We start from the raw sequence: 21,103 nt of genomic DNA on the forward strand, positions 1-21,103 counted from the left end.
TGGGCCGGCTCCCGGCGGGGAGGCGCCATATCGGCCGGCGGGGAGGCGCGCTACTCGCCGGCGGCGCGCGTGTGCACGACGCGGTAGGTGTTCGTGTCGGACTCGACGGTCAGCTCGGCGACGCGCTCGTCGTTGGTGCGGCGGGGCCGGGGCTTGCGCTCGTGCGGCAGGTCGCGGAAGGCCTCGTAGCTCTCCCTGCTGTCCCACTGCGCGTAGACGACGGCGAAGGCGCCCTCGACGAACATGGCGCGCAGGCCCTTGAACACGCTGTGCGAGCGGTAGCCGGGGACGTTCACGAGCCAGTCCTGGCCCTCGCCGAGCAGCTTGACCAGCTCGGCCTGGTCGGCCTCGCCGACCCGGTGGACCTCGATGACCGTGTAGTCGTCGCGGTCCGGGGAGACCTCGACGGCGTCCCCGAGGCCGGGGCGGGTCTGGGAGAAGACGATCTCGTTCTGGAGCAGCCGGATGGCCGTGGTGATCTCGCGGAAGACGGGCAGCGTCCGGTGCTTGAACTCCTCGCCGGCGTACCGCTTCTCCAGGTCCTCGCCGCTGCGCCACTGGATCAGGTTGGCGGTCCCGGGGGTGTCCTGCCCGGCGTGCACGGTGGAGGAGATCCACCCCTCGTAGGCGGCCGCGTCGACGATCTTCCCCATCTCGGTGAGCAACTGCTCCTGGTGCTCGGGGGTGTCGGTGGTGAACAGGTTGAGGACGGTCAGGTAGTTGTCCTCGGTGGAGATGATCGGCATGGTCCTTCGCTTCCTTCGCTTCCTCGGGACTCGGGACGGACTCCTGACGGAGTCGCGACGTGGGTGCGGGTCGGGCGGGGCCGGTCAGGCGGCCGGGCCGAACCAGCGGGCGAGCGCGTCGGCGAGCGGCGTGCTCGTGGCGCCGGCGGCGGGACCGTCCCCGGCGCCGCCCACCCAGGCGACGTAGCCGTCGGGGCGGACGAGGATGCCGTCGAGGCCGCAGTCTCCGTCGGGGCCCGACACGGTGACGGTGTCGACCCGGTCCGACCAGCCCTCGGCCGCGGCGCGCAGTGCGGCGCCGCCGGCGAGGTCGAGCAGCAGGCCGCGCCCCGGCTCCAGGAGGGCGAAGACGCTCTGCTTCACGCCGTCGCGGGTGATCTCCTTGTCCTCCAGGCGGCGGCCGAGCAGCGGGTGGCCCTCGCAGCCGACGTCGTGCCGGATGTCGAGGCCGGTGACCATGCCGACCAGGTGGCGCTGCACCTCCTCGTGCCGCGCCAGCTCGGTGAACACCTGGCGCAGCGGCCCGGCTTCCTCGCCGCCCAGGTAGAGGGTGCGCTGGGCGAGGGTGTTGGCGAGGATGCGGGCGCCGACCGGGTGGCGTTCGGCGTGGTAGGTGTCGAGCAGTCCCTCGGGGGCCAGGCCCTTGATGTCGAGGGCGAGCTTCCAGCCGAGGTTGACGGCGTCCTGGATGCCGGCGCTCATGCCCTGGGCGCCGATCGGCAGGTGGATGTGGGCGGCGTCGCCGGCCACGAAGACGCGGCCCCTGCGGTACTCGGCGGCCTGGCGGCTGACGTCGGTGGTGGAGGAGACCCACAGCGGCGTGGCGCCGCCGATGTCCTCGCCGGACAGGCGCTGGAATGCCTCGGCGACCTCCTCGAAGGTGATCGGGCCCGGGGTGGTGCGCATCGGCTGGGCGCGGTCGTAGTAGATGACGCGGCTGCGGTCCGGGCCGAGCGGCAGCACCATGACCATGCCGCCGGGCACCGGTTCGCCGCTGAAGCGCGGGCGCAGCTTCACGCCGGTGATGTCGGCGAAGCGCAGTTCGACGGTGGGCTCGGTGCCGGGGAAGTCGATGCCGGCGGCGGTGCGCACGACGCTGCGGGCGCCGTCGCAGCCGACGACGTGGCGGGCGCGGAGCGTGCCGGTGCCGTCCGGGGTGGCCGTGTGGACGTCGACGCCGTCGTCGTCCTGCTCGACGCCGGTGACCTCGACGCCGCGGCGCACCTCGACGCCGCGCTCGGCGAGCACGCCGGCGAGCATCGCCTCGGTCCGCGACTGGGGGATGCCGCGGGCGCCGTACGAGCCGTTCGGAAGGACCCGGAAGTCGAGCGGCACGCCGCCGAAATGACCGAAGGGAATGACATCGACGTCACCGAGGCGGGAAATGAGTCCGCGTTGTGCGAATTCCTCGATCGTGCGCGCGGAAAAGCCGAGGGCGCGGGATTCCCTGATGGGTTCGGAAAGCCGGTCCAGGACCAGGGCGGAGACTCCGTTGAGACTCAACTCGCCCGCGAGCATGAGTCCGGTGGGACCTGCTCCGACTATGATCACGTCCGCGTCAAAGGTGTCCATCTGCCCTCTTCCGACTGGTGTTTGATGAGTATCGCCGGACCACGGAGAAACGGTAAAGCGAGTGCGGTACAGGCTTTGCGCAATCCACTACAGAACTCTGTCGGCAATGTCAGATCTCTGGCAGGAATCTGGTCCGGCGGGCACGGTCGGCGCCATGCTCGGGCGGTGACTTCCAACCATTCGCCCGCCGTTTCGGCCACGGTCGCCGAATCCACCGACGCCGCCCTGGTCGCGGAGCTCCTGGGCCGCTACCTGGTCACACTCGACGACGAGGAGCCCGACGACGCGTGGGCCCGCGGCCTGTTCACCGAGGACGCGGTCGTCACCTTCCCGATGAGCCGCCACGAGGGGCGCGCCGGGCTCGCCGAGTGGCACCGCGCCTCGCTCGCGGCGTTCGCGCGCACCCAGCACCTGGGCTCGCCGGCGGTGGTCACCGTCAGCGGCGACCGGGCCGTGCTGCGCGCCAACGTGCTGACCACCCACGTCCACCACCCCGGCGGCGACCGGCCGCCGCTGTTCCGCGCGGGCACGCTGGTGCGCGGCGGGGCGCGCAGGACGGCTGCCGGGTGGCGGCTGGACGAGCTGTCGTTCACGGTCCAGTTCACCGAGGGCCGGCCCCCGGCGCGGGACTGACCGGCCGCGCTCAGAAGTCCGCGACGGGGCCCCGCTCCCCGGGCGGGCCCTGGTCGCCGCCCGGGCCCTGCTCCCCCGGCGGGGTCATCGCGGTGAGCAGCCGCCGGTCCAGCATGGTGCCGACCGAGGTGTCGCCGTCCGGGTCGAGCCCGGCGTCGTGGCACGCCGTGCTGACCAGGTAGCGGCCGAGCACCGGGTGGGTGGCGAACGCCCACTCCTCGCCGGTGGCCGCGGCGCCGCCGGGGGTGCGCAGGCCGCCCTCGCCGAGTCCGAAGCCGAACTCGGTGAAGGCCAGCCGCATGCCCTGCCCGAGCGCCTTGGTGTACGCCTCCTTCAGCGTCCACAGCCGCAGCAGGCACGCCGCCTGCTCGTCCCGCGCCAGCACGGACAGCTCGGCGGCCTCGGACGGGGTGCACATCCGGCCGCGCATCAGGTCCAGGTCGAAGCGCCGGTCGGCGCACTCGGCGTCCAGACCGATCCGGCCCACCCGGCTGATCCCCACGGCCATCAGCTCACCGGTGTGCGTCAGGGCCACCTCGATCTGGTCGAGGCCGCGCAGGTAGGGACGGCCGCCGAGCCGGTAGGCGATGTCGATGTCCTCCGGCCCGATGCCGAGCGCGGCCGCCGCGGTGTACTTGATGAGCAGCCGGGACGCGGCGAACCGGCAGCGGACCGCCGGGTCGCGGGTCGCCGTGTAGCGGTTCCAGTCCCGGCCGAGCAGGGGCCGCAGCCGGGGCGTGGTGAGCACCGCGGGGAACCACTCGGTCCAGGTCGCGTACGCCACCGTGACCCCGCGGTCCAGCAGGTCCTCCCGCAGCCGCAGCCACGAGCTGTCCGGACGCGGCACGTGCACGGGCGGCGCGACGGCACGGCCGTGCGCGGTGACGACGACACCGAGGTCGCCCAGCCGCCGCAGGGTACCGAGCACACCACCGGCGTCCCGGGCATCGATGTCGTCCGTGACGCCGGCACTCCCGCCCCGCACCGGCGGAGCCGAATCGTTTCTGTCGAGGTCGGGGCTCACGTGAGCCGCATTCCGTAGAGGTCGAAGCTGCGTCCGTCGCGGTAGCGGTCCACGAGGCGGGCCGCGAGGTCGCGGGCGACGCCGTCCGGCAGGTCGGGCACCTCCAGGCCGAGGCGGCGGCCGAACCGGGTCAGGGCGAGCAGCGCCCAGTCGGGTTCGGCGAGCAGGCCCCCGTCCCCGGCCGCGGGGTCGGCGTTCTCGCGGACGGCGAGGCAGGAGGCGGCGGCGATCAGCAGGCAGTACCGGTCGACGAGGACGTACGCGGCCGGGGCGAGGCCCCCGGTGTCCGGGCGTCCCAGCAGCGCGGCGCACCGCTCGCCGAGGTGGCGCACCTCGGTGGCGAAGACGCGGGCGAGGTCGGCGAGCGCCGCCCACCGGGGGCCGCGCCCGCGCTCGCCGTCGAGCCGGGCGGCGGCGCCGAGCAGCGCGGCGAGCAGCCCGTCGCAGCCGTTGTGCGGGTCGCGGGGCTCGGCGTCGAGCCGCCGGAAGTCGAGTGCGGCCTCCTCGGCGCCGGGCGTGAACAGCGCCGCGGGCGCCTCGTGCCCCGGCTCGCCGCTCCGGGCGGTGTGGGCGAGGGTGCGCAGGTGGGGGACGAGCACGGCCTGCGTGTCGGCGGTGCCGGCGTGTCCGAGTCCGGCCACCGGCAGGTCGCGCACGAGCTTCTGGAAGCCGCCGTAGGTGGGGCCCCGGTCGTAGCCCCGGGCACCGAGCACCGCGGCGAGTTCGTCGAGGTCCTCGTGGAGCAGCGCGGACACGGCGTACTTGACCGCCGCGGAGGGGACGAGCGCGTGCTCGGGCGCCAGGTCGAGCAGCCGCAGCCCCGCGACGGCGAGGCTGTCGCAGGCCAGCAGGTCGGCGAAGACCCCGGCGAGCACCCGGCCGCGACGGCCGTGCAGCACCAGGCCGCGGCGGGACTCGCCGGCCGCCCGGACGGCGTAGCGCAGCGCGCTGTCCATCCCGCCGACCAGGGCGCCGCCGGAGACCAGGGCCCGGCTGACCTGGAAGGTGCGCAGGGCCAGCGAGACCCCCTCGCCCTGCCGTCCGACGAGGGCGTCGGCGGGCACGGGGCAGTGCGTGAGCTCGAGTCCGGCGTAGTGGGCGCCGCGCATGCCGTGGGTGCGGGCGCGGGGCAGCCGGCGTACGGCGCGGGCCGGGAGCCGGCCGGTGTCGAGCAGGAACACGGAGTGGCTGTCCGGGCCGTCGCCGGGCGCGGTACGGACGTAGGAGACGAAGACGTCGGCGCGGTCGGCGTTGATGACGACCTCCTTGCGGCCGTCCACCACGTAGCCGCCGCCGGGCACCCCGCGCGCGGTGTACTCGCCGCGCAGGATCGCGTTGGCGTGGGCGAACTCGCGGTGCAGGATGGTGAACCGGCCGCCGCCGAGCAGGCGCAGCGCGGTGTCGCGGCGCTGCCGCTCGTCACCGGCGGTCCACACCACGGACGCGGCGAACAGGGCGGTCATCCCGGCACCGAAGCCGAGCGCGACGTCGCGCCGGAAGACCGGCCGCAGCACCTGGGCGAGCCCCTCGACACCGGTGAGCCGTCCGCCCAGGTCCCGCGGCACGAACTCGGCGGCGAGGCCGAAGCGGTGGAGCAGTTCCTCGGTGGCCGAGGGGACCTCGCGCCGTTCGTCGGCGGCGAGCAGCGCCTGCTGGCCGTGCGGGTTGCCTGCGTCGAAGGGGTCGCCGAGCAGGTCCTCGACGTACCGGGCCCGGGCCGGCCCGTCACCGGGCACCCGGAGGGCACGGGGGCCGGCGGGCGGCCCCTCGGTCAGGGACGTGCCGGCACCCGCGGTCAGGCTGTCGTTCACTGGGACCTCCAGCTTCAGCCCGTCCGGCGGGTGCGGACGGGCGCGTTCGGCACGAGAACACGGGGGCCGCGAGGGCCGACCCGGTGCCCGGGAGCACGGAGTACGGGGATACGGAGGTATGGGGGTACGGAGGTGAGGGGGTACGGGGTCTCGCCTCCGGGCGGCGGCGCCCGCGGGCGCGGGCTCAGGCTCCGTGGGCGGCCAGTGCCCCCTCGGCGTGCTCCTTGGCCAGCCGCAGCGCGGCGGCGCTCTCCCGGGCGAGCCGTGCGCGCAGCGCCTCCCGCGCGAGACGCACCGCGTCCGCGCCGTCGCCGTACCGCTCGCGCACGCCGTCCTCGTCGAGCACGGCGTGGTGCCGCGCGACGACGGTGACGCCCGTTCCCCAGGGCTCGGGTTCGACCGACCACTCCCCCGCGTGCGCGGCCAGCAGCGCGGGCTGCTCGCTGTCCCGGACGTCCTTGTAGACGATGCGCCCGGCGTGCGGGAAGCCGATCCGGACCGATTCGGTCGTCCGCGCGGTGCCGTCGGCACCGTTCAGGCGCACGGTCATCAACTGCACCCCGGGTGCCTGCTCGGCGATGTCGATGCCGGTGGCGCCGGGCACCGCGTCCGGCCGGTCGCCGAAGCGGTGCAGGAAGTCGTACACCGGCTCGACCGGCGCGTCGACGCGGGTCGTGTCCTCGAAGGACAGGACGAGGTCGTCGAGGCGGCGCCAGCGCTCGGCGAGCCCGCGCAGATTGGCGAGGGCGGCACGGCTGTTGGCGGTGGTGGCCCGCCTGACCCAGTCGACGTCGGCGCGCGCGTTGCCGTCCACGGAGAAGTCGTTGCGCAGCGTGACGAGGGACCGCTCGGGGCCCCGCGGCTCGACGGACCAGCTGCCTCCCATGGAGGTCACCGGCCGGGGCAGCACCTCCTGGCGGAAGTCGACGCGGTGGGCCACGGGGTCGAGGACGCGTCGCGTCGTCCAGGACCTGATCTCGTCGTTGGCGGTGACCCACATCCTCAGCCGTTCCGACTCCCCGTCGAACTCGAGCTGTTCGACGTGGACGGTGGGCGGCAGGAAGACCGGCCAGCGCAGGGCGTCGGCGATCAGGCCGTAGAGCACGCCGGCCGGTGCGTCCACCTCCGTGTGCTGGGCCATACGGTGCACGGGCGCGAGATACATCCGTCACACCCCTCTCGTCTCGGACGTCCCGGGGCCGGGCGGACGGCCATGGGACGCCGCGACCCGCCGGCCCGTACAGGCTCGCCATGGACTGTGTCCTGATCCGGTGGAGGACGGCTCGCCCGTTCCTCGAACCCCGCTCGAACCCGCAGCGCGGGACGGCGCCCCCGCACCGCCGACGGCCGGGCCCGACTCCGGCTCGATCCGCACCCGACCGGGCCCTGTCCCGAGGCGGCAACAACGGTCCACGGCCGTCGCGGCGCTGCGCGGCAGTCGGGGCGCTGCCCGGCGGTCCCGGCGCTGCGCGGCCGTTTGGGCGGTCCGCCGAACGATGACTACTCTGAGCGGCTTCACACCCGCGGGAGGATCGGTTGTCGGTACGGCGGAGCGTGCCCGGGCAGGGCTTCCGGTGGTTGTGGGGCGCCTACACGGTCAGCGCGGCGGGCAGCGCCGTCGGCATGGGGGCGCTGCCGCTGGTCGCCCTCCTGGTGCTGGACTGCTCGGCGTTCCAGGTCTCCCTGCTCGCCGCGCTGTCCGCGGTGGCCAGCGGGGTGATCGCCCTGCCGCTCGGTGTGCACATCGAGCACCGGTACAAGCGGCCGGTCATGGTCACCGCCGATCTGGCCCGCGGTGCGGTGCTGGCGAGCGTTCCCGTCGCCATGGCCTTCGGCGCGCTCACCTTCGCCCACCTGTGTGCCGTCGGCATCCTCCAGACGGCGGCGTCCGTCGCGTTCGACGCGGCGAGCGGGGCGCACCTGAAGACACTGGTCCCGTCCGAGCACCGGCTGCACGCCAACAGCCTGTTCGAGACGACCAGATGGGTCAGCGTCAGCGCGGGACCGCCCGCCGGCGGTCTCCTGATCGGGGCCCTGGGCGCGGCCGCCACGCTGGTGGCCGACGCGCTGTCCTTCCTCGGGTCGGCCCTGTGCATCCGCCGTATCCGGCAGCCCGAACCCGCGCCGCCGGCCCGCGCCCCCGGCTCCCGGCCGGGCCGCGGCATCGCCGCCGGCTGGCGGTACCTCCTGCGGCACCCGGGGCTGCGGCCGCTGTTCTTCAACTCGCTGCTCTTCGGCGGAGCCGTCATGATGACCTCCCCGCTGATGGCCGTCCTCATGCTGGACGACCTGGGACTGGCACCGTGGCAGTACGGGCTCGCGCTGGGACTGCCGTGCCTGGGCGGGGTGCTGGGGTCGCGTCTGACCCCGCCGCTCACCCGGCGGTGGGGGCCGCGCCGCGTCCTGCTGCTGTCCGGCGTGGCACGCTCGCTGTGGACGGTGCTGCTGCCCCTGACGCCGTCCGGCGCCCTCGGCGTGTGCGTCATCGTGGCCGTCGACTTCGGCCTGCTCTTCTCGGCCGGGGTCTTCAACCCGTCGTTCACGACCTACCGCATGGCGGCCACGCCGGACGCGTTCATGGCCCGGGTCGCCACCTCCTGGTCCGTCGGCCAGAAGACGTGCCAGGCCGCCTTCATGATCGCCGGTGGAGTCGTCGCCGCGGCGGCGGGGGTGCGCGGCGCCCTGCTCGTCGCCGGGCTGCTGTGCCTGGCGAGCGCGCTGCTCCTGCCGTGGCGGCAGACACCCGTCGCCGTCGGGGAGGTTCCCGCCCCCGCGACGGAGGCGCCCGCTCCGGCTCCGGCCGCGGAGAGCCCCTCCGCGTAGGGCCCGTCCGCGTAGGGCCCCTTCGCGTAAAGCCCCTTCACGTAAGGCCCCTTCGCGTAAAGCCCCTTCACGTAAGGCCCCTTCACGTAGAGGCCCCGCTCCACCCGGTCTCGAGCGCACGTCGGCCGGTTCTCGAGCGGGCCGACCCAGCCTGACCGGGCGGTGTCGACAATCCTCGGCCCGAAGGAGGCGTGATGGTGTTCGCCCGGCGTGTGCGGCGGCTGGCCCGTGCCCTGATGACCGACGTCTGGCAGTGCCTGGTCGCCGTCGGCGCCACCCAGCTCGCGGGCGAGACGGCCCGCTCCGGCGCCCACCCGGTGGACGTGCCGCCGCCCGGCCATCCCGAACGGCTGCGCCCCGACCTGCCGTTGACGGCACTGGAGCGCGCCCTGCTGAGAGACATGGGCCGGGTGGGCTGACGGCCGCGGGACGAGCGCCGCAGCGCGTGCGCCGCGCGGGCGGACGCCGCAGCGCGTGCGCCGGGGGTTCAGGCCGCGTACAGGTCGAAGGTGGAGCTGCGCCGGGGCCCGGCCGCCAGGTCCAGCTGGGGGTCGACGGCGAGGATCGCCTGGTGCAGCCGCTGCAACTGCGGTGAGGGCTCCACGCCCAGCTCGTCCACCAGGCGGCGGCGCAGCCGGTGGTAGACGTCGAGCGCCCCCGCCTGCCGGCCGGAGCGGTACAGCGCCACCATGGCCTGCGAGTGCAGCCCCTCGTGCTCGGGGTGCCGGGCGGTCAGGTCCATCAGCTCGGCGGTGACCTCCGCGTGCCGGCCGATCCTGAGGTCGGCGTCGATGCGGCGCTCCCGCGTGACCAGCCGGCTCTCCTCCAGCCGCATCGCCTCTATCTCCAGAACCGGGCCGACGGGTACGTCGACCAGCGCGGGCCCCTGCCACAGGTTCAGCGCGTCGCGGTAGGTGCGGGCGGCCCGTTCGTCCTCGCCGTGCTCGAACGCCTGCTGGCCCTCGAGGACGAGGCGTTCGTACTCGTGGACGTCGACCGCGTCGGCCGGTATCTGGAGCAGGTAGCCGCCGTGCCGGGTGGCGAGCACGTCCTTGGCGGTGCCGGGGGCCCCGGGCCCCATGGCGGTGCCGAGCCGGCGCCGCAGCTGGAGTATGTAGGTCTGCAGCGTGGTGAGGGCGCTCTGCGGCAGATCGGTGCCCCAGATCTCCTCCATCAGCGTGGGCACGGGCATGACCCGGCCCGGGTAGAGGGCGAGCAGCGCGAGGATCTGGCGTGGTTTGCCGGCCGTCGGAACAATCGACATGCCGTTGACGTCGGCACTCAGTGGACCCAGAACACGAATCTTCATGGTTTCCCTCCCCGTACCACGACGGCTGAACCCGGTTTCCGAGCCGGTGTGCGAATCGGCACCCGAGGTTCGTCGATATTGCGCCACTCGGGGGCCGATGTCCTCGCCGCACGACGTATGCACGAGGCGCACCGGATCCGGCCACGACACCGCCCTCGGAAATCGTCGAGGGGTCTTCGAGCCGTCGTGTTGCGTCGTCGCGCCGGGTTTTCCCGGCGCGTCCCTGACGTGCGACTGACCGTGCGACCGACTGTGCGACCGACCGTCGCGGAGGAATTCCGTCGATCGCCTTTCGGGGTGGTCCCCTTGCGCCCGAAAGAACGGCAAGGGCCCCTGTGGAACGGCTCCGGGCGTCCGGGAGGAACGCTGGAGCCGTACTCGCGCGCGCCACGGCCGTGGTCCACGCGGGTACGGGCGCGAGTGCGGGTTCTGGCGCGAGTGCGGGTACGCGCGCCGGTGCGGGAGGTACGGCGCGTCAGCCCACCGGGGCGGCCACGGCCCGGCCGGTGGCGTCCCCGCCGCGGGCCGCGACGGCCTCCGGGGCGGCCGTCAGGATGGAGCGCTGAAGCCGGCTGATCATCGCCGAGGGCTCCAGGCCCAGCTCGCGTACGAGGGTGGTGCGCAGCCGCTGGTAGACGCTGAGGGCCTCGCCCCGCCGGCCGGATCGGTGCAGGGCCACCATGAACTGGCCGTGCAGGCTCTCGTGCATCTGGTGCCGGTTGACGAGCACGGTCAGCTCGGACAGCAGCTCGCGGTGGCGGCCGAGCCGCAGATCGGCCTCGATGCGCTGGTCCAGCGCGCACAGCCGCGCCTCCTCCAGGCGCTTGACCTCGAGGCCGATACGGCTGCCCGCGGTCACGTCGGCGAGCGCGGAGCCCGTCCACAGCGTCAGCGCCTCCCGCAGCCGCCGGGCGGCGCCGGTGAAGTCCTCGGCGTCCATGGCCCGGTAGCCCGCCCCGGCCTGCTGCTCGAACTCACGGAAGTCGATCCGGCCGCCGCGGGTGTCCAGGCGGTAACCCCCGGGGAGGGTGACCAGGAGGTCCTTGGCGGTGACGCCCTCCTCCCCCGCCTTGGCCAGCGCCTCGCCGATCAGCTCTCGCAGCTGGAGCACGTACGTCTGAAGGGTGGTGCGTGCGCTGCGCGGCGGCTCGTCGTCCCACAGCTCCTCGATCAGGGAAGAGACCTGGACCACTCGGTCGGCGTGCAGAGCGAGCAGGGCCAGCACCTGCCGCGGCTTCGGAGCCGTCGGCGTGATCGAGATGCCGTGCTCGCGGACTGACAGCGCGCCCAGAACTTCGATGTCCACTGTCTTTTCCCCCTTGTGTCCATGCCGGGTTGCATACGGATCCAGGCCGTGAGGGCCGCCGCTGGTGCGCCGGGACGGCGCTCGACGACTCCGGCTAGAACACGATTAAAAAAACAGCACAGTCGGTTTGTCAATGGGAAGGACGCGTGTCGACCCGCACGAGTCGCTTCTTCCTGGGTTTTTTGGTCGCCCTGGAGGGCCAACAGCCCCGATTCAAGGGCAGTTTGGATCATCGGCGAGGCCGAGCAGGCTGCACGGCGGGTGCCGTCACGGCACCCGCCCCGATGGTCCACCTGAAGACAAAAGGGATAATTAGCAGCCTTAACAAACCACGCGGTCTGTTATGGTCGTACGTGGGGCCGGCTCCCGGCCGCCACCAGGTCGCCGAGGACGGAGGGATCGGCCAGCCGGGGCAGCAGCAGCCGCCAGAACCTGGTGATCGTGCGATGGGAGAGCCATTCCGGGTCCTGCGGGCCCAGCACCTCGAATCCGGTGGTCGCGGCCACCACGGACGTCGCCGCGTCCTCGGGCTTGACCTGGTTGAGCACGCCTTCGCCGGCGGCGCGCTTCAGCGCCCCCTCGACCCACCGGTGCCACTGCTGGTACAGCCCCGGCCCGCCCTCGCGGACCTGGTCCCGGCTCAGCTCGAACCCGGCCCGCAGCACCACGTCCGCGGTGAGCCGGCGGGCCAGTTCGTGCGAGGTGTTCACCAGCAGCTGGAGGGCGTTGGCGGCCTCCTCCTCATGGACCGTGACGATGTGCGCCAGCCGCTCCGCCGCGGCCTCCTCCACCGAGTCGGCCAGGGCCGCCTTGCTGGCGAAGTGGAAGTGGAGCGCCCCGTTGCTCACTCCGGCCAGCGAGCTGATCGCCGTGAGGGAGGCCACGCTGAAGCCGTCCCGGTCGAAGACCGTGGCGGCCGATTTGATCAGCGCCTCGCGGGTGCGCAGCGCTCGCTCCTGTTTGACCATTCAAAGTGCTCCATTATTGCGGCGGGTTGCCGTGCTTGCGGGAGGGCAGGTCGGCGTGCTTGGTGCGGAGCATCGCGAGGGAGCGGATGAGCACCTCGCGGGTCTCCGCGGGGTCGATGACGTCGTCGACCAGGCCGCGTTCGGCCGCGTAGTAGGGGTGCATCAGCTCGGACCTGTACTCCTTGACCATGCGCGCCCGCATGGCCTCCGGGTCCTCGGCCTCCGCGATCTGCCGGCGGAAGATGACGCCCGCGGCACCCTCGGCGCCCATGACGGCGATCTCGTTGGTCGGCCAGGCGTAGGTGAGGTCGGCGCCGATGGACTGGCTGTCCATGACGATGTAGGCGCCGCCGTACGCCTTGCGCAGGATGAGCGAGATGCGCGGCACGGTCGCGTTGCAGTAGGCGTACAGCAGTTTGGCTCCGTGGCGGATGATGCCGCCGTGCTCCTGGTCCACACCCGGCAAGAACCCCGGTACGTCCAGGAGCGTCACGATCGGAATGCTGAAGGCGTCGCACATCTGGACAAACCGGGCGGCCTTCTCGCTGGCCTCGATGTCCAGGACGCCGGCGAGCACCTGCGGCTGGTTGGCGACGATGCCGACGACCTGGCCGTCGAGGCGGGCCAGGGCGCAGACGATGTTGCGGGCCCAGCGCTCGTGGACCTCGAGGTACTCGCCGTCGTCGACCAGCTCCTCGATCACCCTGGCCATGTCGTAGGGACGGTTGCCGTCCGCCGGGACCAGGTCGAGGAGCACCTCGGAGCGCCGGGTCTGCGGATCGGCGCACGGGACGCGGGGCGGGAACTCCCGGTTGTTCTGCGGGAGGAGGGAGAGGAGGTAGCGGACCTCGGCGAGGCAGGTCTCCTCGTCGTCGTAGGCGAAGTGGCTCACGCCGGAGGTCTCGGCGTGGACGTCGGCGCCGCCCAGGCCGTTCTGGGTGATCTCCTCGCCGGTGACGGCCTTGACGACGTCCGGGCCGGTGATGAACATCTGCGAGGTGTCGCGGACCATGAACACGAAGTCGGTCAGGGCGGGGCTGTAGGCCGCGCCGCCCGCGCACGGGCCGAGCATCACGCTGATCTGCGGGATGACCCCGGACGCCCTCGTGTTGCGCTGGAAGATGCCGCCATAGCCGGCGAGCGCGGAGACGCCCTCCTGGATCCGGGCACCGGCACCGTCGTTCAGCGAGACCAGCGGGGCACCGGCCGCGATGGCCATGTCCATGATCTTGTGGATCTTCGTCGCGTGCGCCTCGCCCAGCGCACCGCCGAAGATCCGGAAGTCGTGCGCGTAGACGAAGACCGTACGGCCCTCCACCGTGCCCCAGCCGGTGATGACGCCGTCGGTGTACGGCTTCTTCGCCTCCAGACCGAACCCGCTCGCCCGGTGCCGGCGCAGCTGCTCGACCTCGCGGAAGGAGTCCGGGTCCAGGAGCAGCTCGATGCGCTCACGTGCCGTCAGCTTGCCCTTGGCGTGCTGCGCCGCCGTCGCCTTCTCGCTCGGCCCGGCCAGCGCCTGCGCACGGATCCCGTGCAGCTCGGCCACGCATCCGCGGCCGCCCGACAGGTGCGCGGACACCTGAGGAATGTCGTTGAGGACTGTCACGATGCCTCCTCCCTCATGAGCGCGGCCGACAGGGCCCCTCAGGTTAACAAACCGTCTATGCGGTTTATAAGGGGGGCGTGTGGCACGCGCATGAATAAGCCCTGGTAAGTGCTGCCGGGCCGGTGCCCGGTGGGTCCGGTGGGCCCTATCGCCAGCAGTGGGGCGAGCGGTAGGCCGCGCCGGACCGGTCCGCCCGCCGCCACGACGGATGACCGGAGGGCTCCGGAGCCTCGTCCGCCGCCGCCCGCCCGGCCAGTACGGAGCACAGCACCACGGCCAGCGCGGCCAGCTCGTCCGCGTCGGCCCGACCGCGTTCGATGCGCAACGCGGGCGCCATGGCGCCGGATTCACCCATGTCGGCTCCTTTCCACCCCGGCCACCGTGCGGCACACCGCTACAGGAGGGCCTCAGCACCGCTTGAGGAACGCTGGGGCGGCGGCCGCACGGCGGCGGGGCCGCGCGCCGGCGCTCCGTGAGGCATGAGCTGGAGAAACACCGGAGCAGGGTCGACCCCGCCGGAACCCACCCGTACGTCCCCACAGGGCGACTCGGAACGTTCCTGGGCGGAGGCTGCAATTCCTCTGGAAATCAAACCGGTTGGTCTTTACTTTATGGGCCTCCGCACCACATCCGATCTCACTCTGGGGGAGCGATGACCGCGAGCACGTTTCGGATGGAAGGTCCGTCGATCGAGCAGGCGGCGGAAGCCATGACTCAACCCTCCCGGGCGGCACTGCGGCAGGGCCCCGTGTCCACCACCGTCCCCAGGGAGCTGGTGCACCGCGCGGCCGTCGCCGAGGTCATGCTCACCGACTGGCAGCGACTGGACGACACGCACTTCGCGATGGCCGCGCAGTGGCCGCGGAGCCACAGCTTCTTCACCCCCGTGGGGGTGCACCACGACCCGCTGATCGCCGCTGAAACGATCCGTCAGGTCGGCGCCCTGCTCGCCCACGCCGAGTTCGGCGTCCCCTTCGGCAACCAGTTCCTGATGGAGAACCTCACGCTCACGATGCGTCCCGAGGAGACGCGGATCGACTGGACACCGGCCGCGCTGGACCTCGACGTCACCTGTACGGAGGTCCGCAGGCGCGGCTGCCGGCTGTCCGGCCTGACGTACGAGACGACGGTCCTGCGCGAGGGGCGGCCCGCCGGGTGGGGTCGGATCTCCTTCACCACCCTCGCCCCGGCCGTGTACCGGCGGCTGCGTCCCCCGCACGTGTTCGACGCCGGGCACCGGCCGATCCCGCTGACGGCTCCGGTGGCGCCGCAGAGCGTGGGGCGCCTGTCCCCCTCCGACGTGGTGCTCTCCCCCACGGGAGACCCGGGGCGCTGGCAACTGCGCGTGGACACCCGGCACCCGGTCCTCTTCGACCACCGGGTCGACCACGTTCCCGGCATGGTCCTGCTCGAGGCCGCCCGCCAGGCGGCGACCGCGGTCCTGGCCAGACCCTCGATCCTGCCGGTCGGCCTCGAGTGCGAGTTCACCAAGTACGCGGAGCTGGACCAGCCCTGCCTGATCGACGCGGTACGCCTTCCCGCGTCCGGCCCCGACGCCCCGGAGTCGGTCCTGGTCACCGGCCGACAGGACGGCCGGCCCGTCTTCAGCACCACCGTGACGGCCGCACCGGAGGCCTGACAACCACACGTCCCCGAGTCCCCTGAGGCCCGCCCGCGTCGCCCCTTCCCGGGCGGACCCGGACGGGCCTCAGGCATGAGCGCGGGCGCCCCCCCCGGTCGGAGAACCACCGGTGCGGGCAGAGCGGTTGTCAGCGGGCGTCGGGTCCTGGACCGGGGCCGGGGCCGGGCCCTGGACCGGGCCCTGGACCGAGGCCGGGGCCGAGGCCGGGGCCGGGGCCGGGGCCGGGGCCGGGCGACAGCCCTGGTGCTGGAGGCGGGACCAGGGCCGGGAGTGGGACTGGGACCCAGACTGGGGCCCTGACTGGGACCCGGGAGTGGGACCCGAGCTGGGGTTGGGGCTGGGTGATGGTCCCGGGACCGGACCGAGCAACGGGCCGGGCCCGGCACCGGACCAAGCGATGCACGCGGCTATCGGAACTGGACCAGGCGATCCACGCGGACCCGGCGCCGGACCGAGCAACGCACACGGCTATCGGCGCCGGACCAAACGACGCACACGGCTATCGGAACCGGACCAAACAACGGACCGGAACCGGAACCGGTCGCGGCAAGGCCCCGGTCCGCCCGCCCCCCTCGTCACCCCCGGCGAGGGCCCCGGAAAGCCCGCCGGGAGAAGGCCCCCAGGAGAAGGCCCCTGGAAAAGACCCCGGAACAGCCCGCCGGAAGAAGTCCGCCCCCTACCGCTCCCCGGCGGACAACGGCACGGCGCCGAACGCCTCGAGGTGGTCCTCGGCCCACGTCCGGTAGGGCCGGGCCGCGCGGCCGGTCAGCCGCAGGACCGTGTCCTCGACGCCCGCCTTGGCCCCGGCGTGCTGCCGTTCCGCACTGGCCAGCAGCGCCTCCGCCACGGCCTCGGGATGCCGCCGGCGCAGCACGGCACGCGCCCGGCGGGGTGACAGCTCCTCGAAGCGCAGCGGACGGCCCAGCAGCCGGCCGAGCTGCGCCGTCTGCTCGGCCGCGCTGATCGGCTCCGGTCCGGTCAGGGTGTGCACCCGCCCCTCGTGCCCGTCCCCGGTCAGCGCGCACACGGCCGCGGCGGCGACGTCGCGCGGGTCGACGCACGCGTTGACCGAGGTGCCGTACAACCCCCGTACGACCCGTTCGGCGGCGATGGACGCCGCCCAGGAGAGCGTGTTGGACATGAAGGAGCGCGGGCGCAGCAGGGTCCAGCGCAGGCCGGAGTCGCGCAGCAGGTCCTCGTTCGCGCGCTGCCAGCGGGTGACGAGGTCGTCCGCCCCGCGGTCGGCCACGGCGGCCGCGGACACCTTGACCAGGTGCCCCACCCCCGCCGCGCGCGCCGCACGGACGAAGCGCGCGTCGTCGTCGCCGCCGACCCGGCAGGTGACGACCAGCGCGCGGTCCACCCCCGCGAGGGCGCGCTCCAGCGAACCCGTGTCGGCGTAGTCGCCGGCCACGACCTCCGTCGCGCGGTCCCGCGGCGCCACCCGCGAGGGTTCCCGGGCCAGGACGCGCACCGCGAGTCCGGCGGGGAGCATGCGCAGGACCTCCCGTCCGACGGTCCCGGTGGCGCCCGTCACGAGAATCACCGATCTTCCCCCTTCGCCGAAAGGGCCGGAAGCGGTCTTCGCCTCGTCTTGAGGTCAACCACTGCACCGGCTGTAAGATACATACTGTGCGGTTTTTTTGCGGGGTCGCCGAAGCCTCCGTCCGCCGAAGCGATCGTCAGGAAGAGGGAGGACCGCAAGTGGTGAAGCAGGACCGTGCCGTCCGTACGCGCAAGAACATCCTCGAAGCGGCGGCCAAGATCTTCGAGGAGCGCGGATACCAGGCCGCCACCATCGCCGAGGTGCTCAACGCCGCAGGCGTGACCAAGGGAGCTCTGTACTTCCACTTCGAGTCGAAGGAACAGCTGGCCCAGGGCGTCCTGCACGAACAGGACCAGCGGTTCGTCATCCCCGGCCGCCCCTGCAAGATCCAGGAACTCGCCGACGTCGTCCTGCTGCACGCCTACCGCCTGCAGACCGACCCGATGGTGCGCGCGGGCGTGCGGCTGACCATGGACCAGCACGCGGAGGGCCTCGACCGCAGCGGCCCCTTCCTGCGCTGGAGCGTCGTCGTCCGGGAACTGCTGGACACGGCCCGCAGCCAGGGCGAGCTGCTGCCCCAGGTCGTGCCGTCCGTGACCGCCGACGTCGTGGTGGGCACGTTCGCGGGCGTGCAGTCCATGTCCCAGACCGTCAGCGGCTACCAGGACCTCCAGAGCCGGTCCTCCGCACTGCTGCGTCATCTCTTCCCCAGCATCGCCGTGCCCTCCGTACTGGCCTCGCTGGACCTGTCCGAGTCGCGGGGCGAAGTCGTCTACGACGAGATCCGGAGCCGCTTCGAGCAGCAGCCGGCGGCCGCCGTCAGCTGAGCACCCCGGCGCCCGTCATGACCGCCCGCTCCCCGGACCGGGGCGACCGCTCGCCGAAGTACAGCGACAGCGCGTCCTCCAGACGGTCCCCGTCCGGGGCGGCGGCCCAGGCGACGTAACCGTCGGGCAGCACCAGCAGGGCCTCGCACGGCACGTCGGGCGTGGGCGCCACGTGGACCGTCCGCACCACGTCCTCCCACCCGCGCGCCCGCTCGGCGTGCCGCCCGCCCGCCCATCCGAACAGCAGCAGCACCGGCCTGCCGGGCCGCAACAGCCCGATCACGTCCGTCCGGCCCGCGCCCGTCCTCAGCCCCAGGTTCTGCAGGAACCTTCCCGTCCATGCGGAGGGCCGCCGCGTACGCCCGGGAAGCACCGTGTCCTGACCGCTGATCAGGTCGCTGAGGTGGTGGCTCTCCCGGTCGGCCGCCACGAGCCCGCAGAACAGGGCGCGCAGCGAGTCGGCGCCGGGCTCCGAGCGCATCAGGGCGAGCTGGGCCACCGTGTTGTCGATGACCCGCCGGGCGGCCGGACGGCGTTCCTGGTCGTAGGTGTCGAGCAGGTCACCGCCCGCGTGCCCGCGCACGGCGAGCGCGAGTTTCCAGCCCAGGTTGAGGGCGTCCTGGACGCCGGTGCTCAGCCCCTGGGCGCCGACCGGGAAGTGCAGGTGCGCCGCGTCCCCGGCGAGGAAGACCCGGCCCAGGCGGTAGGAGCGGGCGAGCCGCGCGAAGTCGCTGAACCGGCTGAGCCAGCGCGGCTCCCGGAACGCGATCTCCCGCCCCGCGATCCGGGCCAGCTCGTCCCGCAACTCCCCCGTGCTGGGCGGCAGGTGACGGTCGGGATGGGGACCGGAGCAGTCGAGGGTCCTGACGTGGGTGCCGGCGCCCGGGATGTCGTGCGCGACGATCCAGCCGCGCGGGGTGCGGTGCCAGCCCGGCGGCAGCTCCCGGGCGTCCTCCAGCGTGACCAGCGCCGCCAGCCCGGACGTCGTGGCCCGGAAGCTCTCCGACGGCACCCCCGCCAACTCCCGTACGGTGCTGCGGCCGCCGTCCGCGCCCACGAGGTACCGGGCGGCGTACTCGACGCACCCCGCGGGCCCCTGGACCGTGACCCGGACGCCCCGCTCCTCCTGGACCACCCCGGTCACGCGGCGCCCGCGCAGGACCCGCACCCCGACCGCCCGTGCCCGCTGCTCGAACAGCCGCTCCAGTTCGGCCTGGGGGCACTTCAGGACGGGGCCCGGCTCCGAGGCGGGCGCGGTGATGCACAGGCCCGGTATCCCGGCGAACCGGAACGGAGCCTCGGCCTTCTCCCCCGCCGGCGCCGTACCGCCGACGAGTTCGGGGAAGTACCCCCGCCTGGCCAGCCCCTGGAGGGCCCGTGCGTGCAGCACCCTCGCCTTGGGACGTTCCGAGACCGAGGCCTTCGTCTCCAGCACCACGGTGTCGACTCCGCGTTCCCCCAGTTCGGCCGCGAGCAGCATGCCGACGGGGCCTCCTCCCACCACCACGACCTGCGCGTGCAGACGATTTCTCACCGTAGGACCTCCCCTTGGTCTCTAGGGCGTTGCCGCAGGGGCGTACCGCCCGCCTCCGTCGAGCGGGGCGGCGCGAGGCCACAAAATAAACCGAATGGACGGTTCTTTTCAAGAGGAGGGAACGGGCCACGATCCGGCCGCCGGGATTCCGGGCTCTGACCTGCGGCCGCACGCCCCCTCCCGCCCCACACCCGCCCCCAACCACCTTCCTGCCGACATGACATGGCCGGCCCCGGTGGGGGTCGTCCGAGACACACGCGCGCCTGGGAAGTCGAGCGCGGGCGCGTCGTGGCGGGCTTTCGGTGGTACAGGTCCAGACGGCGTGCAGGGGTGCTCGAGGCCGTGTCCAAAGAGCCCGTACGGGAGGTGCCTCGACGCACCTCGCGACGACCGCCCGGGAGCGGACCACCGACGCAGCACCGCGCGGCACCGGGTCCCCCTGCGACCGTCGTTTGAAAGCTGAAGAGGGCGCCGCCTCCGAACCGCGTCCGGCCTGCGAAAACACTGTTCAGGACCCAGATCCTGCGAACTGCCGGGCAGTTCGCAGGATCTGGGAGGACGTTCCTGAGAACTGAGTACCCGGTTCCTGCGGACTGCCACCACGTCCACAGGAACCGGGTACCACGATCCCAGGAACGCCCTGGATTGCTCTCACGTCAATGAGCTGCCCCGGTAGATTGCCGTTCGGGCCGCGTCCGCAGAGCAAGCGGCACGGCAAGCGACACGGCCCGTGAAGCCGAGTTGATTGACTTCCTGCTCATGTCCGTTAGGTTCATCGAGTCAGTGCCCGGCCGTCGCACGAACACATCCACCACCCCCGTCCACGGAGGGTCCGTTGGGAGCAGTACGCAGACTGGTCGACGCCGACACGGGCGAGGTGGTCCCCTACGCGCCGTACGCCTTCTCGGGCCGGCACACCCAGGTGGACAAGGCCCGCGTCGAGGCGATCACGGAGTCCAAGGCGTTCACCCCGAGCCAGAAGTTCCTGGTCCTGTGGTGGATCGGCGTCTCCCCCGAAGGCATGGACCCACTGAGGTCGACGGGGGCGGACATCGCCCGACGGGTGGGAATGTCCACGGATGCCGTCGGGAAGATCAACCGTAAGCTGGTCAAGCACCGCATCCTGATCGTGCGGGGCCGCATCGGCAACTACAACCTCTACAGGATCAGCCCCTACATCGCGTTTCACGGGACTGGTCTCGAGCAACGTGAAGCGGTGAGGACGTGCAAGCCACCGGACATCCCCGGCTTCAACGAAATGACCCCTGCACGGTGGGAGGCGCAGTGACCAGCGACGACAAGCAGAGGAACCTGGAACTGCTGCAGGCCACCGCCGGCATGACCGCCAACCAGCGCCTCGTCGTCATGCTCTACGCCCTGCACCCCACGGACCGCGCGGGCGCGGTCACGGAGACCGCGGCCAACCTGGCCGCCCTGGTGGGCATGTCCGCCCCCGTCTTCTCCCGCACCCGCAAGCAGGTCATCGAGTCCGGCTGGCTCGAGGAGTCGGACCGGCTCGCCCACATCCGCTACTACCGCCTCAGCCCCAAGGCCCTCGGCGAGAACGTCGTCGTCCCACTGCGCCGCGCGACGTGACCCGTCCCCCGGGGAGCGCTGCTCATTGCCCTGACGTCAATGAAGAGCGCTCCCAGGGACGCCTTGATTGACCCGACGCACATGCGGCGAAGGCGTCCGTGACCATGCGATACAGCGGCAAGACGGAGGCAAGGCGGAGGCAAGCAAGAGGGCCCCGCCG

19 protein-coding genes are annotated in these 21,103 nt (G+C 72.9%); 7 read left to right on the forward strand and 12 right to left on the reverse strand.

Features of this window, described 5'->3' with window-relative positions; all coding sequences use genetic code 11:
* Positions 1-50 precede the first annotated feature (50 nt).
* Both Sco07f_RS32710 and Sco07f_RS32715 read right to left on the reverse strand, forming a co-directional pair.
* Positions 51-746 carry an antibiotic biosynthesis monooxygenase family protein gene (locus tag Sco07f_RS32710; RefSeq protein WP_007389978.1) on the reverse strand — a complete coding sequence of 232 codons (696 nt, stop codon included), beginning with the start codon at positions 744-746 and terminating at the stop codon, positions 51-53.
* A gap of 84 nt (positions 747-830) precedes the next feature.
* Positions 831-2,318, reverse strand: coding sequence for an FAD-dependent monooxygenase (locus tag Sco07f_RS32715; protein WP_054102548.1), 1,488 nt, complete (start codon positions 2,316-2,318; stop codon positions 831-833).
* Positions 2,319-2,483: 165 nt separating this feature from the next.
* Here Sco07f_RS32715 and Sco07f_RS32720 point away from each other — a divergent pair, with 165 nt between their 5' ends.
* Positions 2,484-2,951 carry a nuclear transport factor 2 family protein gene (locus Sco07f_RS32720; protein WP_054102547.1) on the forward strand — a complete coding sequence of 156 codons (468 nt, stop codon included), beginning with the start codon at positions 2,484-2,486 and terminating at the stop codon, positions 2,949-2,951.
* Between the two features lie 10 nt (positions 2,952-2,961).
* Here Sco07f_RS32720 and Sco07f_RS32725 read toward each other — a convergent pair whose 3' ends face one another.
* The 3 genes from Sco07f_RS32725 to Sco07f_RS32735 all read right to left on the reverse strand — a co-directional run bounded on the left by Sco07f_RS32725 (position 2,962) and on the right by Sco07f_RS32735 (position 6,927).
* Complete coding sequence (locus Sco07f_RS32725; RefSeq protein WP_244942183.1) at positions 2,962-3,936, reverse strand: 4'-phosphopantetheinyl transferase family protein; 975 nt, start codon at positions 3,934-3,936, stop codon at positions 2,962-2,964.
* Between the two features lie 35 nt (positions 3,937-3,971).
* The gene (locus Sco07f_RS32730) at positions 3,972-5,786 is read right to left on the reverse strand and encodes an acyl-CoA dehydrogenase family protein (protein WP_108989960.1); all 1,815 of its coding nucleotides are present in this window, start codon (positions 5,784-5,786) and stop codon (positions 3,972-3,974) included.
* A gap of 184 nt (positions 5,787-5,970) precedes the next feature.
* The gene (locus tag Sco07f_RS32735) at positions 5,971-6,927 is read right to left on the reverse strand and encodes an aromatase/cyclase (RefSeq protein WP_237557358.1); all 957 of its coding nucleotides are present in this window, start codon (positions 6,925-6,927) and stop codon (positions 5,971-5,973) included.
* Between the two features lie 395 nt (positions 6,928-7,322).
* On the opposite strand from Sco07f_RS32735, the gene Sco07f_RS32740 reads away from it, so the two are divergent.
* Positions 7,323-8,609 carry an MFS transporter gene (locus tag Sco07f_RS32740; RefSeq protein ID WP_108989961.1) on the forward strand — a complete coding sequence of 429 codons (1,287 nt, stop codon included), beginning with the start codon at positions 7,323-7,325 and terminating at the stop codon, positions 8,607-8,609.
* 194 nt (positions 8,610-8,803) lie between these two features.
* Positions 8,804-9,028, forward strand: coding sequence for a DUF6059 family protein (locus tag Sco07f_RS32745; protein WP_007387456.1), 225 nt, complete (start codon positions 8,804-8,806; stop codon positions 9,026-9,028).
* Between the two features lie 68 nt (positions 9,029-9,096).
* Here the strand turns inward: Sco07f_RS32745 and Sco07f_RS32750 are convergent, their stop codons facing one another.
* From Sco07f_RS32750 to Sco07f_RS32770, 5 genes are all read right to left on the reverse strand, one after another.
* A complete protein-coding gene (locus Sco07f_RS32750) occupies positions 9,097-9,918 on the reverse strand; it encodes an AfsR/SARP family transcriptional regulator (RefSeq protein ID WP_007387423.1) in 822 nt (273 codons plus the stop codon).
* A 475-nt stretch (positions 9,919-10,393) separates the two neighbouring features.
* The gene (locus tag Sco07f_RS32755) at positions 10,394-11,224 is read right to left on the reverse strand and encodes an AfsR/SARP family transcriptional regulator (RefSeq protein ID WP_007387424.1); all 831 of its coding nucleotides are present in this window, start codon (positions 11,222-11,224) and stop codon (positions 10,394-10,396) included.
* Positions 11,225-11,565: 341 nt separating this feature from the next.
* Positions 11,566-12,192: a ScbR family autoregulator-binding transcription factor gene (locus tag Sco07f_RS32760; protein WP_007387425.1), complete on the reverse strand. Its 627-nt coding sequence runs from the start codon at positions 12,190-12,192 to the stop codon at positions 11,566-11,568.
* 13 nt (positions 12,193-12,205) lie between these two features.
* Positions 12,206-13,798: an acyl-CoA carboxylase subunit beta gene (locus Sco07f_RS32765; protein WP_108989962.1), complete on the reverse strand. Its 1,593-nt coding sequence runs from the start codon at positions 13,796-13,798 to the stop codon at positions 12,206-12,208.
* A gap of 145 nt (positions 13,799-13,943) precedes the next feature.
* A complete protein-coding gene (locus Sco07f_RS32770; protein WP_108989963.1) occupies positions 13,944-14,153 on the reverse strand; it encodes an acyl-CoA carboxylase epsilon subunit in 210 nt (69 codons plus the stop codon).
* A gap of 354 nt (positions 14,154-14,507) precedes the next feature.
* Here Sco07f_RS32770 and Sco07f_RS32775 point away from each other — a divergent pair, with 354 nt between their 5' ends.
* Positions 14,508-15,437, forward strand: coding sequence for a ScbA/BarX family gamma-butyrolactone biosynthesis protein (locus Sco07f_RS32775; protein WP_240469310.1), 930 nt, complete (start codon positions 14,508-14,510; stop codon positions 15,435-15,437).
* A gap of 679 nt (positions 15,438-16,116) precedes the next feature.
* Here Sco07f_RS32775 and Sco07f_RS32785 read toward each other — a convergent pair.
* Positions 16,117-16,986 (reverse strand): NAD(P)H-binding protein, encoded by an 870-nt coding sequence (locus Sco07f_RS32785; protein ID WP_108989965.1) that lies wholly within the window; start codon positions 16,984-16,986, stop codon positions 16,117-16,119.
* A 158-nt stretch (positions 16,987-17,144) separates the two neighbouring features.
* Between Sco07f_RS32785 and Sco07f_RS32790 the strand changes: the two genes are divergently transcribed.
* Positions 17,145-17,813, forward strand: a complete 669-nt coding sequence (locus tag Sco07f_RS32790) for a ScbR family autoregulator-binding transcription factor (protein WP_108989966.1) — start codon at positions 17,145-17,147, stop codon at positions 17,811-17,813.
* On the opposite strand, the gene Sco07f_RS32795 is transcribed toward Sco07f_RS32790, so the two are convergent.
* A complete protein-coding gene (locus Sco07f_RS32795; RefSeq protein ID WP_108989967.1) occupies positions 17,806-19,347 on the reverse strand; it encodes an FAD-dependent monooxygenase in 1,542 nt (513 codons plus the stop codon). The genes Sco07f_RS32790 and Sco07f_RS32795 overlap by 8 nt on opposite strands.
* A gap of 835 nt (positions 19,348-20,182) precedes the next feature.
* Here Sco07f_RS32795 and Sco07f_RS32800 point away from each other — a divergent pair.
* Positions 20,183-20,635, forward strand: a complete 453-nt coding sequence (locus Sco07f_RS32800; RefSeq protein ID WP_007387459.1) for a MarR family transcriptional regulator — start codon at positions 20,183-20,185, stop codon at positions 20,633-20,635.
* Positions 20,632-20,943: a hypothetical protein gene (locus Sco07f_RS32805; RefSeq protein ID WP_007387460.1), complete on the forward strand. Its 312-nt coding sequence runs from the start codon at positions 20,632-20,634 to the stop codon at positions 20,941-20,943. Before Sco07f_RS32800 ends, Sco07f_RS32805 begins: the two co-directional genes overlap by 4 nt.
* Positions 20,944-21,103: the final 160 nt, after the last annotated feature.

The sequence above is a fragment of the Streptomyces coelicoflavus genome (assembly GCF_003112555.1).
In the GTDB taxonomy this organism is placed as follows: domain Bacteria; phylum Actinomycetota; class Actinomycetes; order Streptomycetales; family Streptomycetaceae; genus Streptomyces; species Streptomyces coelicoflavus.

Bases quoted from the DNA above. Each gene is read 5' to 3' on its own strand.
- Sco07f_RS32710 (WP_007389978.1), bottom strand. From the start codon at position 746: ATGCCGATCATCTCCACCGAGGACAACTACCTGACCGTCCTCAACCTG.
- Sco07f_RS32715 (WP_054102548.1), bottom strand. From the start codon at position 2,318: ATGGACACCTTTGACGCGGACGTGATCATAGTCGGAGCAGGTCCCACC.
- Sco07f_RS32735 (WP_237557358.1), bottom strand. From the start codon at position 6,927: ATGGCCCAGCACACGGAGGTGGACGCACCGGCCGGCGTGCTCTACGGC.
- Sco07f_RS32745 (WP_007387456.1), top strand. From the start codon at position 8,804: ATGGTGTTCGCCCGGCGTGTGCGGCGGCTGGCCCGTGCCCTGATGACC.
- Sco07f_RS32750 (WP_007387423.1), bottom strand. From the start codon at position 9,918: ATGAAGATTCGTGTTCTGGGTCCACTGAGTGCCGACGTCAACGGCATG.
- Sco07f_RS32760 (WP_007387425.1), bottom strand. From the start codon at position 12,192: ATGGTCAAACAGGAGCGAGCGCTGCGCACCCGCGAGGCGCTGATCAAA.
- Sco07f_RS32770 (WP_108989963.1), bottom strand. From the start codon at position 14,153: ATGGGTGAATCCGGCGCCATGGCGCCCGCGTTGCGCATCGAACGCGGT.
- Sco07f_RS32775 (WP_240469310.1), top strand. From the start codon at position 14,508: ATGACTCAACCCTCCCGGGCGGCACTGCGGCAGGGCCCCGTGTCCACC.